This is a genomic window from Caballeronia sp. INML2 (assembly GCF_023631365.1).
Classification (GTDB): domain Bacteria; phylum Pseudomonadota; class Gammaproteobacteria; order Burkholderiales; family Burkholderiaceae; genus Caballeronia; species Caballeronia turbans.
This window is the reverse complement of the sequence record NZ_JALQDH010000049.1, coordinates 127,812-143,216: the sequence shown is the minus strand read 5'-3', so window position 1 is coordinate 143,216 and position 15,405 is coordinate 127,812. Positions and strand designations below refer to the sequence as shown.

18 protein-coding genes are annotated in these 15,405 nt (G+C 62.8%); 11 read left to right on the top strand and 7 right to left on the bottom strand.

What is annotated here, in order from left to right; translation table 11 throughout:
* Positions 1-5 precede the first annotated feature (5 nt).
* On the bottom strand, positions 6-440 hold the full coding sequence (locus tag NCT32_RS18485; protein WP_061118083.1) for a hypothetical protein: 435 nt from the start codon (positions 438-440) through the stop codon (positions 6-8).
* Positions 441-697: 257 nt separating this feature from the next.
* On the opposite strand from NCT32_RS18485, the gene NCT32_RS18480 reads away from it, so the two are divergent.
* On the top strand, positions 698-1,096 hold the full coding sequence (locus NCT32_RS18480) for a hypothetical protein (protein WP_061118084.1): 399 nt from the start codon (positions 698-700) through the stop codon (positions 1,094-1,096).
* A 52-nt stretch (positions 1,097-1,148) separates the two neighbouring features.
* On the opposite strand, the gene NCT32_RS18475 is transcribed toward NCT32_RS18480, so the two are convergent.
* Entirely contained in the window at positions 1,149-1,322 is a 174-nt protein-coding gene (locus tag NCT32_RS18475; RefSeq protein WP_250490470.1) for a hypothetical protein, read from the bottom strand.
* 281 nt (positions 1,323-1,603) lie between these two features.
* Between NCT32_RS18475 and NCT32_RS18470 the strand changes: the two genes are divergently transcribed.
* Positions 1,604-1,894, top strand: coding sequence for a hypothetical protein (locus NCT32_RS18470; protein WP_061118085.1), 291 nt, complete (start codon positions 1,604-1,606; stop codon positions 1,892-1,894).
* A gap of 54 nt (positions 1,895-1,948) precedes the next feature.
* On the opposite strand, the gene NCT32_RS18465 is transcribed toward NCT32_RS18470, so the two are convergent.
* The 3 genes from NCT32_RS18465 to NCT32_RS18455 are packed head-to-tail and all read right to left on the bottom strand — an operon-like array spanning position 1,949 to position 5,193.
* A complete protein-coding gene (locus NCT32_RS18465; protein ID WP_061118086.1) occupies positions 1,949-2,977 on the bottom strand; it encodes a S1C family serine protease in 1,029 nt (342 codons plus the stop codon).
* A gap of 54 nt (positions 2,978-3,031) precedes the next feature.
* On the bottom strand, positions 3,032-3,907 hold the full coding sequence (locus NCT32_RS18460; protein ID WP_061118087.1) for a phosphorylase: 876 nt from the start codon (positions 3,905-3,907) through the stop codon (positions 3,032-3,034).
* Positions 3,895-5,193 carry an L-fuconate dehydratase gene (locus NCT32_RS18455; RefSeq protein WP_250477451.1) on the bottom strand — a complete coding sequence of 433 codons (1,299 nt, stop codon included), beginning with the start codon at positions 5,191-5,193 and terminating at the stop codon, positions 3,895-3,897. Before NCT32_RS18455 ends, NCT32_RS18460 begins: the two co-directional genes overlap by 13 nt.
* Before the next feature lie 160 nt (positions 5,194-5,353).
* Between NCT32_RS18455 and NCT32_RS18450 the strand changes: the two genes are divergently transcribed.
* The 9 genes from NCT32_RS18450 (at position 5,354) to NCT32_RS18410 (ending at position 14,446) form a co-directional block, all read left to right on the top strand.
* On the top strand, positions 5,354-6,082 hold the full coding sequence (locus NCT32_RS18450) for a GntR family transcriptional regulator (protein ID WP_250477450.1): 729 nt from the start codon (positions 5,354-5,356) through the stop codon (positions 6,080-6,082).
* Positions 6,083-6,136: 54 nt separating this feature from the next.
* Positions 6,137-7,615, top strand: a complete 1,479-nt coding sequence (locus NCT32_RS18445; RefSeq protein ID WP_061118089.1) for an extracellular solute-binding protein — start codon at positions 6,137-6,139, stop codon at positions 7,613-7,615.
* A gap of 54 nt (positions 7,616-7,669) precedes the next feature.
* Complete coding sequence (locus NCT32_RS18440; protein WP_061118090.1) at positions 7,670-8,818, top strand: carbohydrate ABC transporter permease; 1,149 nt, start codon at positions 7,670-7,672, stop codon at positions 8,816-8,818.
* Positions 8,818-9,855, top strand: coding sequence for a carbohydrate ABC transporter permease (locus NCT32_RS18435; protein WP_061118091.1), 1,038 nt, complete (start codon positions 8,818-8,820; stop codon positions 9,853-9,855). Before NCT32_RS18440 ends, NCT32_RS18435 begins: the two co-directional genes overlap by 1 nt.
* A 5-nt stretch (positions 9,856-9,860) precedes the next feature.
* A complete protein-coding gene (locus NCT32_RS18430) occupies positions 9,861-10,979 on the top strand; it encodes an ABC transporter ATP-binding protein (RefSeq protein WP_284502293.1) in 1,119 nt (372 codons plus the stop codon).
* An 87-nt stretch (positions 10,980-11,066) separates the two neighbouring features.
* Positions 11,067-11,576: a hypothetical protein gene (locus NCT32_RS18425; protein ID WP_061118092.1), complete on the top strand. Its 510-nt coding sequence runs from the start codon at positions 11,067-11,069 to the stop codon at positions 11,574-11,576.
* 305 nt (positions 11,577-11,881) lie between these two features.
* Entirely contained in the window at positions 11,882-12,646 is a 765-nt protein-coding gene (locus tag NCT32_RS18420; RefSeq protein ID WP_061118153.1) for a ParA family protein, read from the top strand.
* 25 nt (positions 12,647-12,671) lie between these two features.
* Positions 12,672-13,355: an isoprenylcysteine carboxylmethyltransferase family protein gene (locus NCT32_RS18415; RefSeq protein ID WP_061118093.1), complete on the top strand. Its 684-nt coding sequence runs from the start codon at positions 12,672-12,674 to the stop codon at positions 13,353-13,355.
* A 188-nt stretch (positions 13,356-13,543) separates the two neighbouring features.
* The gene (locus tag NCT32_RS18410; RefSeq protein WP_250477449.1) at positions 13,544-14,446 is read left to right on the top strand and encodes a LysR family transcriptional regulator; all 903 of its coding nucleotides are present in this window, start codon (positions 13,544-13,546) and stop codon (positions 14,444-14,446) included.
* A 3-nt stretch (positions 14,447-14,449) separates the two neighbouring features.
* Here NCT32_RS18410 and NCT32_RS18405 read toward each other — a convergent pair whose 3' ends face one another.
* Both NCT32_RS18405 and NCT32_RS18400 read right to left on the bottom strand, forming a co-directional pair.
* The gene (locus NCT32_RS18405; RefSeq protein WP_061118154.1) at positions 14,450-14,614 is read right to left on the bottom strand and encodes an FmdB family zinc ribbon protein; all 165 of its coding nucleotides are present in this window, start codon (positions 14,612-14,614) and stop codon (positions 14,450-14,452) included.
* A gap of 138 nt (positions 14,615-14,752) precedes the next feature.
* Complete coding sequence (locus NCT32_RS18400; protein WP_061118095.1) at positions 14,753-15,283, bottom strand: Lrp/AsnC family transcriptional regulator; 531 nt, start codon at positions 15,281-15,283, stop codon at positions 14,753-14,755.
* Between the last annotated feature and the right edge of the window lie 122 nt (positions 15,284-15,405).

Below are 15,405 nucleotides of genomic sequence, written 5' to 3'. Positions count from 1 at the left end.
CGCGTTCAGACGCCTGCCGGATTTCGGAACGGCGAAAAGCGCCAGTGTCCGCTCGCGTCTTTCACGGCGATCGCGCCATGCTCGTGCAGCACTTCGCCGATGGCGCCAGGTTTGATGTCGTCAGAGATGCGAATGACGAGCAACGTGCGCTGCGGCGTCGTGTCGTCGCTGGACGGCGGTGCCGATGGTCGCTGCGGCAAAGGATCTTGCGGCACGAAACGGTTGCGGGCGCCGATCACGCCCTGATGTTCGCCATGCGCGACGTACTCCGCGTCGTCTTCGTCGTGCGTGGGTGGCAGGAGCGCATCGATGTCGATTTCGCCGCGTCCCGCGCGATACAGATGCGCATCGTCGCGTCGCAAGCCCGCGAGCTGCAATGCGCGAAGCGCGTCATGCCCGTCCCTATAGCAGCCGAACACTCCAACTATGACCTGATTCATCGTCGCCCCCTCTGTCGGCCCGCATCGTTTCACGAACCAAGCAACAGATGTATTCGTGCGCGGTTTTCGATCCATCTCTCGCGCTGTTCGATTCGTCAGATGATCATCAGCAACACGCGTTCCCGCATGAATGTTTTGAAAGGAAGCTTGGCAAACACGGTCTTGCGCAGGTTGCGACCCCAACCCGTATCACCTAAAGTAGCTGAACTTATTTGCCGGATTCGCGCGTCACGCAACGCGCTCTTCGCGAGGTCCGAATGATTGCGAAAGCCTGTGCTTGGGTACTGGTACTGATGGCAGGCTCCGCAGCGGCGGCGCCTTGCTACAACGACGGCGATGTCGTCACGCTCGAAGGCACGGCGACGCGCCAGGCCGCGCACGAGGGAGATGCATCCGCGAAATCCGCGTGGGTGCTGTCGCTGCCAGGCCCCATCTGCGTGCTGAGCGCGAATACCGGCCAAGGCGCGGGCCAAGGCGCGGGCCAGGGCGGGCGGCAGCAGTCGAACGTGTCGGCGGTGCAGATCATCGATGCGACGCCAACCGAGAACGCGCGTATACAGGTAACCGGCAAGCTCGTCACCGGCAATGTCAGCGGCTACTACGCAGTGCCGACTGCGATCTGGGTGCTCAAGCAGCGGGTGCTTTCGGGACAATAGCGCTCCGCGACCCGCACAGGCGAGCGCAAAAACCAGCGAGAAGGACGAACGATCAGGCCGCTTTCGCGTGCGCCTGATAGCGCCAGTATTCGGCGACGACGATATGCAGCGGTTGATCGTCGAGCTTGCGTTCCTCAGCGAATCGCAATATGGCGTCAAGTTGTGCGCCAGTGCAACGGAACGCTCCGCGGCGCGAGGCCGTCTGTTTATTCTTGTGCGTGGTCATGGCAATCCTTTTTAGGACCTTCCCCGACAGGGCAGGATCGTTCGACGGGGCGGCCCATGCGCGCGAACACTGCCTGCTGCTTTCACATTAAGCCGGAGCCGCACAAGCGGCACCGGCTGTTAGCGCACATAGCCGTCAAGACGTGACAGATAGCGCAAGGCGCGGACCCGAATATGTGCTCGGGTTTTCCCTTCGCCGCTGGAATAAACCTTTCGGTCTTGCCGTTTAGCATGTGTGAACCCGCGCGGGAATCCAGATGCGGGACGAGGGAGGAGACGCCTGTGAGCGCCGATCAACATGCGCAAGAGGAACTCGCACACATTGGGCGGATGATCGCGGAACTGGAGCGTGTCGCGACGGAAGGGCACGGCGAACCCATGCGGCATGCCGTCATGCGGCCCGAGTACTGGCAGCGGCGCATCGATGCATTGATCGTCGCGTCGACGAACGAGCCGTTGCGGCGCGATGCGGCTGCGCTGCGCGAGCGCCTGGCGGAGCTGTTCGCCAATGCGCCCGAACGGGACACGGGGCACGCGGGAGAAGCGGCGCGGGAGACCGGCAGCAGAAAATGAAGCGAAGCGACGCGCGTGGCGGCGCGTGTGACGATCACATGCGCCGCCGCAGCGTCAACCCGTCTGCTCGACGGGCGTCACGTCGATATCGAGCTTCTGCGTGCCGCGCAGCACCGCGATCTTCACGGGCTTGTCGATGCGCGATGCATCGAGCGTGCGCTGCAAGCCATCGACGCTGTCGACGGCGATACCATCCACCGCGACGATACGATCGCCCGTGCGCAATCCGCCGAGCGCGGCCGGACTGCCTTTGACGATCTCCATCACATGCACGCCGCTCGCCGAGGCGAGCTCGAAGAAGCGCTGCACGCGCCGCGAGATCGGCGTCGTCGTGCCCGCCACGCCGATATACGCGCGCCGCACGCGCCCGTACGCGAAGATCTGCATGATGACCCACTTGGCCGTATCGATCGCGGTGGCGAAGGAGATGGCCTGCGCGCCGGAAATGATGGCGGTGTTCACCCCGATGACGTGCCCCGCCGAGTTGATGAGCGGCCCGCCCGAGTTGCCGGGATTGAGCGCGGCGTCGGTCTGGATCACGTCGTAGATCATGCGGCCGGAAGTAGAACGCAGCGAGCGGCCAAGCGCGGACACGACGCCTGTCGTCACGGTCTGCGCAAGCCCGAGCGGATTGCCCACCGCGATCGCGATCTGCCCCACGCGCAGACTGCCCGAATCGCCCAGTTCGACATGCGGCAGCGGCTCCGGTGAACCGATGCGCAGCACCGCGAGATCACTCGCAGGATCGTCGCCGACGAGATCGGCATCGAAGCGCGCGCCGTCGGCGAGCGTGACGACGATATGCGTCGCGCCATGCACCACATGGCTATTGGTCAGCAGATAGCCATCCGGCGTAAAGATGAATCCCGAGCCCGTGCCGCCGACGTTACGGCGCGTGCCGCGCGCGTCGGCGAGCTGGCGCTCGACAGAGATGAACACCACGGCTTGCTGCACGCGCTCGAGCGCGCCGATGACCGTGCGCGAATAGGCGTCGAGCAAGGCGGTATCGTCGAGCGGGACGGAGGGCGCGGCGTCCTGCGCCCCGCGCGCAAGATCGTCGATGAATTGAGGCCGGCTTCCCATGTTCGTTGGACTCCCGATGTCTGGATGCGGACATGCGGGGCGCTGCCGTGGTTTTCAAGAGATAGTTGCGTCTGCCAGTAGTTTCATCGGCCCGAGTGTTTCGACGACGTTGCGCTGTGCATCGTCGCGCACGAACAGCGAGCCGGCGAAGCCGAGCGCATTCACCGCGACGCCTTCGACATGCGAGACGCTGCGCGGCACCGCGAGCATCCAGCGGCGCGTGACGAGCAGGTTGTAAGGCGCGCTCTGGTGCGCGACACCCGCGACGTCGAACGGCTGCACGCCGATCGCGTTCATCAGTTGCAGATAAGTTGCGTGCAGGTTTGCGGCGGCATCGTCATCGAGCCATGCTGCCGCGTGCGCGAACGCGAGTTGCGGCGCGCGAAAAACGCCTCTCGTATGCGCGGCTTCGATGAACGGTTCGACGGGTAACGCGTGTCCATCGAGCGGCAGCGGCACGATTTGCAGATGCTTGTGCGGCTGGCTCGATCCGGCGACCGTGCCGCCGTTGTAGAAGCCGAGACCATCGAAGCGGTCGAGGCAGGAGAAGAGCGCGGCGAAGTCATCCTCGCCGACAAGCGAATCCTGCGGCTCGAAGTCCTTCGTCACGATCAGCAGATGATGCGCGAGCACGTTGAACTTGTTGAGCAACAGGAAGTGCCGCTCGCCGATATCGCCCACACGCAACGCTTCTTCGCACGGCGAGAACGGATCGCGCCATGCGCTCGCCGCATCGGCCGCGGACTTGGCCGCGAGCTTCGACGCTTCCTCCTTTCGTGCGAGGTTCGCCGCTTGCCGCACGAGGAAGGGCACGCCGCCGTCTTCGATCACGCTTTGCACGGTATCGAACGAACGCAGCGCACCGCATGCGAGCGCGCGTTCCGTTTGCGTGACGACGTCCTGCCACGAAGGGGCGTTCATTCGCGCCATGCTTCTCCTTTGCCGAACTCGTATCGATCGAGCGATGCCGCGTGCATTTCGATGCTGTAGCCGGGTGCTTGGGGTGGCATATAGCGTCCGCTTCTAATGACGACGGGATCGAGAAAATGCTCGTGAAGATGATCGACGTATTCGAGCACACGACGATCGAGCGAACCCGACACGCAGATGTAATCGAACAGCGAAATATGCTGCACATACTCGCACAAGCCGACGCCGCCCGCATGCGGACACACCGGCACGCCGAACTTCGCAGCCATCAGAAGAACGATGAGCACTTCGTTGAGGCCGCCGAGACGGCAGCTATCGATCTGACAGAAGTCGATCGCTTCCGCTTGCAGCAACTGCTTGAAGATCACGCGGTTCTGGCAATGCTCGCCGGTCGCAACGCCGATCATCGGCGCAAGGCGCCGGCGGATCGCGGCGTGGCCGAGCACGTCGTCGGGACTCGTGGGTTCTTCGATCCACCATGGATCGAACTCCGCGAGACGGCGCATGTTCGCGATGGCTTCATCGACTTCCCAGACCTGGTTCGCATCCATCATCAGCTTGCGGTCGGGGCCGATTTCCTCCCGTAGAATGCGCGCGCGCCGGATGTCTTCGTCGAGATTCCCGCCGACCTTCTGCTTGAAATGCGTCCAGCCCGCGGCGACGCCTTCACGCGCGAGCCGGCGAATCTTGTCGTCGTCATAGCCCAGCCAGCCGGCGGATGTCGTGTATGCGGGAAAGCCCTGAGCGAGCATTTCCTTTTCCCGTTCGCCGCGTGTCGCATGCAGGCGATTCAACAAGGCGAGCGCTTCGGATGGCGTAATGGCATCGGTCACATAGCGGAAGTCGAGGCAGCGCACGAGCTGTTCCGGACTCATATCGACGAGCAGCTTCCACACGGGCTTCTTCTCGCTCTTGGCCCAGAGATCCCACACGGCGTTGACGACCGCCGCCGTCGCGAGATGAATCGCGCCTTTCTCCGGGCCGATCCAGCGCAACTGACTATCCGATGTGAACGCGCGCCAGAAGCCGCCCATGTCGGCGGCGATATCTTCGATAGTCCTGCCGACGACGAGCGGCGCAAGCGCCTCCACCGCCGCGACGACGACTTCAGTGCCGCGTCCGATGGTGAAGGTGAGGCCGTGTCCCGCGAGTCCGGGCGCATCGGTTTCGAGTATCACGTAGGCGGCGGAATAGTCGGGCGCGGCGTTCATCGCGTCCGAGCCGTCGAGCGAACGCGAAGTGGGAAAACGGATATCGCGCACGGAGAGCTTCGTGATGCTGGTCATGTTCATCTCCTCGAAAGGTGGCGTGACGGCGATGCTCAGGGTTTGAACGGAGGCTTTTATACAGGCCTGAATATGCTGCGATGCACGCAAGCGAACGACATTGACAACGCGTGTTCGACCTCCTAGCCTGCTAGCATGTTAGTGCGAAATCAAGGGCGGCGTGAGCTCATCGACGAATGAAAACAGTCTTGCCGCCGACCCTTACCGCGCGTTGCCCCGATTGCACGGTTCAGAGCGCGGCAGCCTCACCGACGCAGTCGAGGAGGCACTGCGCGCGGCCATCGTCAACCTGGCGATGGAGCCCGGCATGATGATCGACAAGCTCGCGGTATGCGAGCGCATGGGCGTGTCGCGCTTCCCGGTTTCGTCGGCACTGGCCAAGCTCGCGGCTGTGGGGCTCGTCGAAGTCTTGCCGCAGCGCGGCACACGCGTCATGCCCATCGTCATGCACGACATACGTCAGCATCTCTTCATTCGCAGCGCGCTCGAAGTGGAAACCGTGCGCACGCTGGCCGCCGCATGTGATGCAGCCACCCTCGATGCGCTCGACGCCAACCTCGAGCGCGAGGCCGACGCAGTGCAGCAAGGCCTGCGGCGCGAGTTCCATTTGCTTGATCTCGCATTTCATGAACTGCTGCTCGATGCGATCAACTTGCCGCGCGTGAAAGAGATCGTGGCGGCGTCGCGCAATGCGCTCGATCGTGCGCGCCGTCTGATGGCGAGTCCCGAGCGCCACGCGCATACGCTCGCCGAGCATACACGCATCGCCGGCGCGATTCGCGCACGCGATGGCGATGCCGCCGCGCGCGCGATGCACGATCACCTGGATGAAGTCGTCGCGGAATTGCGGCGCTTTTCCGCTGAAAGACCGGACCTGTTCAGGGAGTAGGAGACAAGAAAGACAAGCGACACATGTGGTCAACCGCAATGGAGGAGACACACAATGAACCTGTTCAAGCAAGTGGGCGCCGTGGCGGCGCTCGCGGCGGCGTGCCTGGGTGCATCACCGGCAATGGCGGCCGAGGACTTCAAGGGCGTGACCGTCAACGTGATGACGTTCGTCGGTCCGCAGATCGCCGAGCCGCTGCAACGCCGCGCGCCCGAGTTCGAGAAGCTGACGGGTGCGAAGGTGAACGTGTTGACGGTGCCGTTCTCTGATCTTTATCAGAAGCTTTTGACGGATTGGGCCTCGGGCACGAATTCTGTCGATGCGGCGGTCTTCGCGCCGCAATGGATGGTCGATTACACGAAAGGCGCCTTCCTCGAAGACCTCACGCAGCGTGTCGCGAATGACAAGGCATTGAAGGAAGACGACGTGATGCCGTTCTTCGTCGACTTCTCGCAGAAGTACAACGGCAAGACCTATCTCGTCGCGCTCGATGGCGACTTCCAGATGGTCTACTACCGCACGGACATTCTTCAGCAGCTCGGCAAGCAGCCGCCGAAAACCTGGGACGATTACCTCGATATAGCAAAAGCCGCGAACGGCAAGGTCTTCGGCGGCGACGGCAAGCCGGTCGCGGGTTCGTGCATCTCCAAGAAACGTAACGCGCAAGCGTATTGGGCGATCATCTCCATCGCGGGCGGTTATCTGCAATCGAAGGGCACCGCGCAAGGCGCGTTCTTCGATCCGCGCAACTTCAAGTCGCTCGTGAACAACGACGGCTTCAAGGAAGCATTGCGCATCTACAAGGAATCGACGACTTACGGACCGCCCAACGAAATCAACCTCGATGTCGGCGACACGCGCAGCGCGTTCATCTCCGGACATTGCGCATTGACGCTCGACTGGGGCGACATCGGCGTGCTGGCGATCGATCCGAAGCAGTCGAAGGTGATCGACAAGGTCGGCGCGGTGATTCTGCCCGGCTCGCGCAAGGTGGTCGATCGCGATACCGGCAAACTCGTGCCGTGCGACAAGACCACATGTCCCTATGCGATCGACGGCGTGAATCATGCACCGTTTGCGGCTTTCGGCGGCTGGTCGGGCGGCATCAACGCAAAGGCGAAGCCGAAGGTGAAGGACGCCGCTTATGCGTTCCTGTCGTTCATGAGCCAGCCGGCGCAATCGAACGTCGACGTGACCATCGGCGCGTCGGGCTTCAATCCGTATCGGCGTTCGCAATTCACGGATATGTCGGCATGGAAGAAGGCCGGCATGAGCGACGCGGCGGCGAAGTCGTATCTCGGCGCAATCCAGCAGAGCCTGCAAAGCCCGAACATGATCATCGATCTGCGCATTCCGCAGAATCAGCGCTATGAGCAGGTCGTGCTCGATACGGCGGTCGCGCGCTTCGTCGCCGGCGAAATCGATGCGGACGCGACGATGAAGGCCATCGACAGCGGCTGGAGCGAGATCACCGACGATCTCGGCAAGGACGCCCAGTTGCGCGCGTACAAGGCGTCGATCGGCGCGAAGTGATGACGAAGGCGGGCGCGTTCGTTCGTGACGCGCTCGCTTCGCAATGGAGACTCGATGAATACGCCGTCGCATGCATCGTCCGTGGCCGCGAACGAGCCCGGCTCGCGCGCGCGCGTCGCCAACTGGCTCGACCGGCAGGCGCCGTTCGTCTTCGTGCTGCCTACCGTGCTGCTGATTCTCGCGTTCTCGATCTTTCCGCTCGTGACGTCGGCCTATCTTTCGCTCACGCGTTTCGAGCTGGGCGAGGGCGGTTATCAACTGACCTTCACGGGCCTGCGCAACTACGTGCGGCTCTTTTCCGGCAGCCAGCAATATCACTTCACCGGCGTGTTCCGCGCGCCGGGGATAGTTAGCATTGCAACTATCGTGATCGCCGTGCTGGCGGTGATCGTGTGGTTTTATCGCTACTTCAGAAGCGACGGCCGCTCGATCATGGGCACGCTCGGCCGATCGATCAGCGCATCCGCGTTTCTAGCGCTCGTGTGGCTCGCGGCGAACACGCTCGGCGGCGGCGGCGCGCTCGGCAGCCTGATGGTGACGATCTTTTATGTCGTCCTCGGCGTTGCGCTGCAATTTTTCGTCGGGCTCGGGCTTGCCTATCTGTGCACGCTGCCGCTCCAGGGCGGGCGCTTCTTTCGCCTTCTGTTCTTCCTGCCGCTCATGGTGACGCCCGTCGGCATCGCGTACATGTTCCGCATGATGGCCGATACGTCCATCGGACCGCTCGCGCCGGTATGGTCATGGCTCGGCCTCGGCCAGATCGCGTGGGCGGCGGACCCGTGGCTCGCGCGGCTCGTCGTCGTTATCGGCGATACGTGGCAATGGGTGCCCTTCATGTTCCTCGTGATGCTCGCCGCGCTCGAAGGCACCTCGCGCGAGCAGATCGAAGCGGCGCAGCTCGACGGCGCATCGGCGTGGCGCGTGTTCCGCGATGTCACGTGGCCGTCCATTGCGCCTGTCGCCGCGAGCGCGGTGCTGATCCGTCTGATCGAAGCGTTCAAGATCGTCGACTTGCCCAACGTGCTGACGAATGGCGGTCCGGGCATCGCGACCGAATCGATGACGCTGCACGCGTTCATCGAATGGCGCGCGTTGAATCTCGGCGGCGCTTCGGCGGTGGCGTACATGCTGTTCTTCGTCTCGACGATCGCATGCGTGTCCTTCTTTCAGTTCGTCGTGCGGCGCGCGCGGGGAGATCAGTGATGAGCGCGTTGAAACGCTGGTTCGTGCCCGCGCGTCTGGATGAGTTGCCGATCGGCGCCAAGGCGATCGCGTATCTATTGCTCGGATTCTGGTCGCTCGTCGTGCTGTTTCCGCTTTACTGGATGGCGATCACGTCGTTCAAGCTGCCGGTGGATGTATCGACGGGACCGCTCTACATTCCCTTCGTCGACTTCGAGCCGCATCTGGATGCGTGGCATTACATCTTCGTCGATCTCGGGCCGGACACGTATCGCCCTTATATGAATTCGCTGATCGTCGCGACCTGTGGCACGGCGGCTTCGGTGTTTCTCGGATCGATGGCGGCGTATGCGCTCGCGCGCATCGAGTATCGGCCGCCGGTTGCGGCGGTGGGCCTTGGCATCCTGCTGATCGCATTGCTGATCGCGGCGGTCGCGTGGGGGCATGTCGATCTGCGCATCGCGCTGGCCGTCGCGCTCGCGTTGTTCTTCCTCGTATTGCGCCCGATCGTGCGGCGCGCGCGCAAGCATCTGAACAACGACGACATTCTCTTCTGGGTCGTATCGCAGCGCATTCTGCCGCCCGTCGTCACGGTGATCCCGATCTATCTCACCTTCAAGGACGTCGGCCTGCTCGACACGCATCTCGCGCTCATCATCACGTATGCGACAGCGAACCTGCCGATCGTCGTATGGCTGATGTTCGATTTCTTCGACGGCGTTCCGCGCGAGATCGAAGAGAGTGCGCAGATCGACGGCGCGACGCGCTTCTCGATACTCTTCGGCATCGTGCTGCCCCTCGTCGCGCCGGGTCTCGTCGCAACGGGTCTGCTCGTGCTGATCCTCTCGTGGAACGAGTACCTGTTCGCGCTCTTTCTGACGACCGCGAAGGCCCAGACGATGCCGTTGCTCGTCGCCGCGCAGAACGCGACGCGCGGCCCGCAATGGTGGAACATGTCGGTGCTGATACTCATCATGATCCTGCCGGTGATGCTGCTGACGCTTACGCTGCAGCGCTTCATCGTGCGGGGCATTCTCGTAGGAGCCGTGAAAGGATGACGGTCATGGAAAGCGAGGCGGTGAAGGTCGACGACGCCCGCCTGACGAAGATCGCGGCGGCGCGCCAGTCGAAGAGCGTGTCGTTGAGAAGCGTCGGCAAGACGTTCGGCGACACGCGCGTGCTGCGCGATCTGTCGCTCGACGTGCAGGCGGGCGAATTCCTCGTGCTGCTCGGCGAATCGGGCTGCGGCAAGACGACGGCGCTGCGCATCGTCGCGGGACTCGAGTCGGCGACGGAAGGCGCGGTGTTCGTCGGCGATACCGATGTCACGCACCAGTTGCCGCGAGACCGCGATGTGGCGATGGTGTTCCAGTCGTATGCGCTCTATCCGCACAAGACGGTGTTCGAGAACATCGCGTATCCGCTCATCGTGCGAAAGCGCCCGAAAAGCGAGATCGATGCCGCCGTGCGCGAAGTGGCCGCAAGCGTGCAACTGGCGCCGTTGCTGTCGCGTTTTCCGCGGCAGCTGTCCGGTGGACAGCGTCAGCGCGTGGCGCTCGCGCGCGCGATCGTGCGGCGGCCCGCCGCGTTCCTGATGGACGAGCCGCTTTCCAATCTCGATGCCAAGCTGCGCGGCCATATGCGCGCGGAACTCAAGCACATGCAGCACGAACTCGGCATCACGACGATTTATGTCACGCACGATCAGATCGAAGCGATGACGCTCGCGCACCGCGTCGCCGTCCTCGACAAGGGCGCGCTGCAGCAACTCGATACGCCCGCGCGCATCTATTCGGACCCGGCGAATCTGTTCGTCGCGGGTTTCATTGGTTCCCCGCCGATGAATTTCCTGCGCGGCAAGCTCGCGCAAGGGCGCTTCGATGCGCCCGGTATCTCGCTCGCGACGGCGGTTCGTCATGAAGGCCAGGCGACGCTCGGCGTACGCCCCGAAGAATGCTCGCTCGTGGCGCAAGGCGAAGGCGAACTGGAGGGGCGCATCTATTCGGTCGAACTGATCGGCGATCATTCGCTCGTCACGATGAACGTCGGTGAGCAGCAGGTGGTCGTGAAGGTGCCGAATACGTTCGCGGGCGAGATCGGCGGGGCTGCGGGTGTGCGCGTGAATCGCGAGCGCATCTATTTCTTCGAGGAGAGCGGCGCACGCATTCGTTCGAGCGTTTGAAAAACGTAAGCCTTCACGCGTGCCGCAAAGCGTTCTCGTGCGCGTCGTCTATATTGGATTTATGACGATCCGATAGGGAGGTGCGAGATGAGGCGCATCTATTTTTTGCTCCCCAGTGTGGCGAGCGCAAAGGGGATCATCGACGAACTGCTGCTCAAGCGAATCGAATGGCGGCATATTCATGTGCTCGCGCGGGCTCACGAGCCGCTTGAGGACTTGCCGCAGGCGACACTCGTTCAACGCACGGATTTGTTGCCCGCACTCGCGCGCGGAACGGCTGCCGGCGGCGTGACGGGCGCGCTCGCTGGACTTGTGGCAATGGCGTTTCCGCCCGCGGGTTTGACGATTGCCGGCGGCGCAGTCGTTTGCATGACGCTCGCGAGCATGGGCTTCGGCGCATGGGCCGCGACGATGATCGGCGTCGGCATTCCGAATACGCGCTTGCGGCGCTTCGAGCATGCGATCGAAGAAGGCGAATTGCTGATGATGGTGGATGTGCCGAAGGATCGCGTCGAGGAGATCGAGGCGCTCGTGAAGAGTCATCATCCGGAGGCGGATGTCGAAGGGGCCGATCCTACGATTCCTGCGTTTCCTTGATCTCTGTCGATCCAGCGTAAGGCAACGATCTGCTTTGAAGGCGCCACGCGCTTCATCGTAGAACTCGGCGGAGTTCCGTTCAGCCCGGACAGCATTGGAAACGCTTCGCTGGCGCTGAGGTGACGGTCGAATTCGACAGCATGCGGTCGCCGGAAGTCGCCTGGGCAACCGGATCCGGCAGTAGGTAAACAAACCCGAAAGCTCCGTCATTTTGATGCGCTAAGATCACATCCCGGGAACCGATCTACCAGACAGACAGAACGCATAAAAAAACGAGCGTTCATAAACCCAGGATGAAAAACCCGATGCGCCGTGTGGTCTTCAATCAAAAGGGTGGCGTTGGCAAGTCCACCATCGTTTGCAATCTCGCCGCGATCAGCGCCTCCCGCGGCCTGCGCACACTGGTCATCGACCTCGATCCACAAGGCAACGCGAGCCAGTACCTGCTCGGCGCCGAAGCCCGCGACGCCCAGCCGAATCTCGCGAGCTTCTTCGAATCGGCATTGAGCTATAGTTTTCGCGAGCCGGCGTTCGAATCTTTCATCCATTCGACGCCGTTCGACAATCTCGACATCGTGCCGTCGCATCCGAATCTCGAGGGGCTGCAAAGCAAGCTCGAATCGCGCTACAAGATCTACAAGCTGCGCGACGCGCTAAAGGGGCTGCAACAGTACGACGCCGTCTATATCGACACGCCGCCCGCGCTGAACTTCTTCACGCGCTCGGCGCTGATCGCGGTAGAGCGCTGCCTGATCCCGTTCGATTGCGACGACTTCTCGCGTCGCGCGCTCTATTCGGTGCTCGATAACGTGCAGGAAATTCGTCACGATCACAATCCCGACTTGAGCGTCGAAGGCATCGTCATCAATCAGTTCCAGCCGCGCGCGAGCCTGCCGCAGCAACTCGTCGACGAACTGCGCGGCGAGGATCTGCCCGTGCTCAATTCGCATCTGTCGCTCTCCGTGAAAATCCGCGAGAGCCATCAGCACGCGCGCCCGATGATCTATCTCGAACCGCGTCACAAGCTCGCGCAGGAATATGTCGCGCTGCACGAGGAATTGAACGGCTGACCCGGCACGAACAGACCATCGCGCCATGCCCGTCACGTCGAAAGTTGCGATTGCAACCATCGTCGAAGCGGCGGTGTTCATCGCGCTGCTGTTCGGTGCGGCGGGCACGCTCGAATGGGGCGCGGGCTGGGCGTGGATACTCCTGATGTTCGGCGGCGGCGGCGCGGTCACCGTGCTCATCGCGCGGCGCGACCCCGCATTGCTAGCCGAACGCATGCGCTCACCGATGCAGCCCGGCCAGCCGCTTTGGGACAAGGTGTTTCTCGTCGTGATGGGCGCGCTGTGGTGCGCGTGGCTCGTATTGATGGGTTTCGACGCCGTGCGCTTTCGCTGGTCCGTCATGCCGCTCTGGCTCGCGTCGGCCGGCGCTGCGCTCGTGGCCGTGTCGTTCTGGCTCGTCGCGCGCGTGTTTCTCGCGAACACGTTCCTCGCGCCGGTCGTGAGGATTCAGACGGAGCGCGGGCATCGTGTCATTTCGAACGGGCCGTATGCGGTCGTTCGTCATCCGCTCTATGCGGCTGCCTGCATCATGATCCCGGCGAGCGCGCTCGTGCTCGGCTCGTGGTGGGGCCTCGCGTGCTCCATGCTGCTGCTCGCGGGGCTCGTCTGGCGCACGGTGATGGAGGAGCGCGAGCTCGTCGCGCATCTCGAAGGCTATGCCGATTATGCGCAACGCGTGCGCTTTCGGCTCGTGCCCTTCGTCTGGTAGGCGTCCGCCGCACGCAATTTCGGGAATAAAACAGCGTGGCGGACGTTCATGCAGGAGACAGGCGCATTCCGTCGCGCCTCACTTCTCGCCAGATCATGAATATGACGACCGTTCCATCGCAGGCTCCGCATGGATCTCTTGCCCGGAGTTCACCAGGCGCGCCTCCTTCGACAGAAAGTCTCTCCGGCATGGTCGCCTTCGTGCGTGCGGCGGAGTCCGGCAGTTTCGTGGCGGCGGGGCGCGCGCTCGGGCTCTCGGCGTCGGCGGTCGGCAAGAGCGTGATGCGGCTCGAAGCGAAGCTCGGCGTGCAACTGCTCAATCGCACGACGCGCAGAATAGGACTCACGCACGAAGGCGCGCGCTTCTTCGCACGTTGCAAACGCATGCTCGCCGATCTGGAAGAAGCGGAGAACGAACTGTTCCATTCGACCTCTTCGCCGCGCGGCCGGTTGCGCATCAGCGCGCCGTCGCTCGGCAGCCGGCTCCTGATGCCGCTCGTGCCCGACTTCAGGCGGCGTTATCCGGACATCGAACTGGATATCGATTTCAGCGATCGCGTCGTCGATGTCACGCAGGAAGGCTATGACGCCGTGATCCGCACGGGACGTCTCGCCGATTCGCAGTTGCTCGCACGGCCGCTCGCGCAATACGGGCCGGTGGTGGTCGGCTCGCCCGCCTATTTCGCGGGACACGGCGAGCCGGTGACGCCGACTGATCTCGAAGGCCATGCGTGCATCCGTTTCCGTTCTCCGACGAGCGGCCGGTCCGAGCCCTGGCGTTTCGCGCGCGACGATCACACCTTCGCCATCGATCCGCACGCGACGCTCGCATTCAACGACATGGAAGCGGTGCTCGCCGCCTGCATCTCGGGCTTAGGCCTCGCATGCGTGCCGGATTTCGTCGCGAAGAGCGCGCTGGAAGCCGGCTTGCTGCGGGCGGTGCTCGGCGCGCATATGCGTACGGAAGGCGTGTTCCAGATTCTCTGGCCGCCGAGCCGTCACGAAGCGCCGCGACTGCGCGCGTTCATCGATCACGTCGCGCAGCGTCTGGGCGGACTGCCATCACACGAGCTCCGCTTCCGCGCGGCGTGAGGATCAGCTTTTCTTGGTGGTCTTCGCGACGAACGGTGCGGGCGCGTGCGCGACTTTCTCGCTGCCGCACTTGGGGCATTTGAGCTGCACCGTCGCATGCTCGGCGATGTGCTCCGCGTGCTCGAAGTTTTCGCCGCAATCCTGACAACGGTATTGATAAGTCGGCATGTCATCCTCCGCGCGCGACCGGTGATCCGGCGCGAGGCCGCGCCGGTTCAACCCATTCTAGTTCAGCAATGGAGCGTGAAAATCGGGTCGACGATGATCGCGCCAGTAATCGCGGGTCGATCGCTCATTGCGTAACGATCAGGTCCATTCTGCTTCGTCGGAGTTCTGATCGGGCAGGGTAAGCCCGGATGCGGGCAGCGGCAGCGCGGTCTTGTAACGCACCTGTTTGAGCGCGAAGCTCGAACGAATGTTCGAAACGCCCGGCATTTTCGTGAGCCGCTCCAGAATGAAGCGCTCGAGCGCGGCCACGTCGGGCAGGACGACGCGCAACAGGTAATCGGCGTCGCCCGTCATCAGATAACACTCCATCACTTCGGGGCGCTCGCTGATCGCCTGCTCGAAACGCGCGAGCGCATCCTTGATCTGCTTTTCCAGACTCACCTGAATGAAAACATTGATGGAAAGCCCGAGCGCTTCGGGATTGAGCAACGTCACGTGCTGCTTGAAGAGCCCGGCTTTTTCCAGCGCGCGCACGCGGTTGAAGCAGGGCGTCGGCGAAAGATTCACCGCGTGCGCGAGTTCCGAATTGGTGATGCGCGCGTTTTGCTGAAGCTGATTCAATATTCCGATGTCGGTGCGGTCGAGCCGTTGCTTCACACTGGCCGTCATAGTCGAAAGATTCCGGTTTTTGGCATTCTGGAAGAATAAACACACTACCGCAAAGCGCGGCCGCAGCCAAATAAGACGCACATTCTGCGCGTCAATGGATATGCTTGAATCATCTTTCAGCC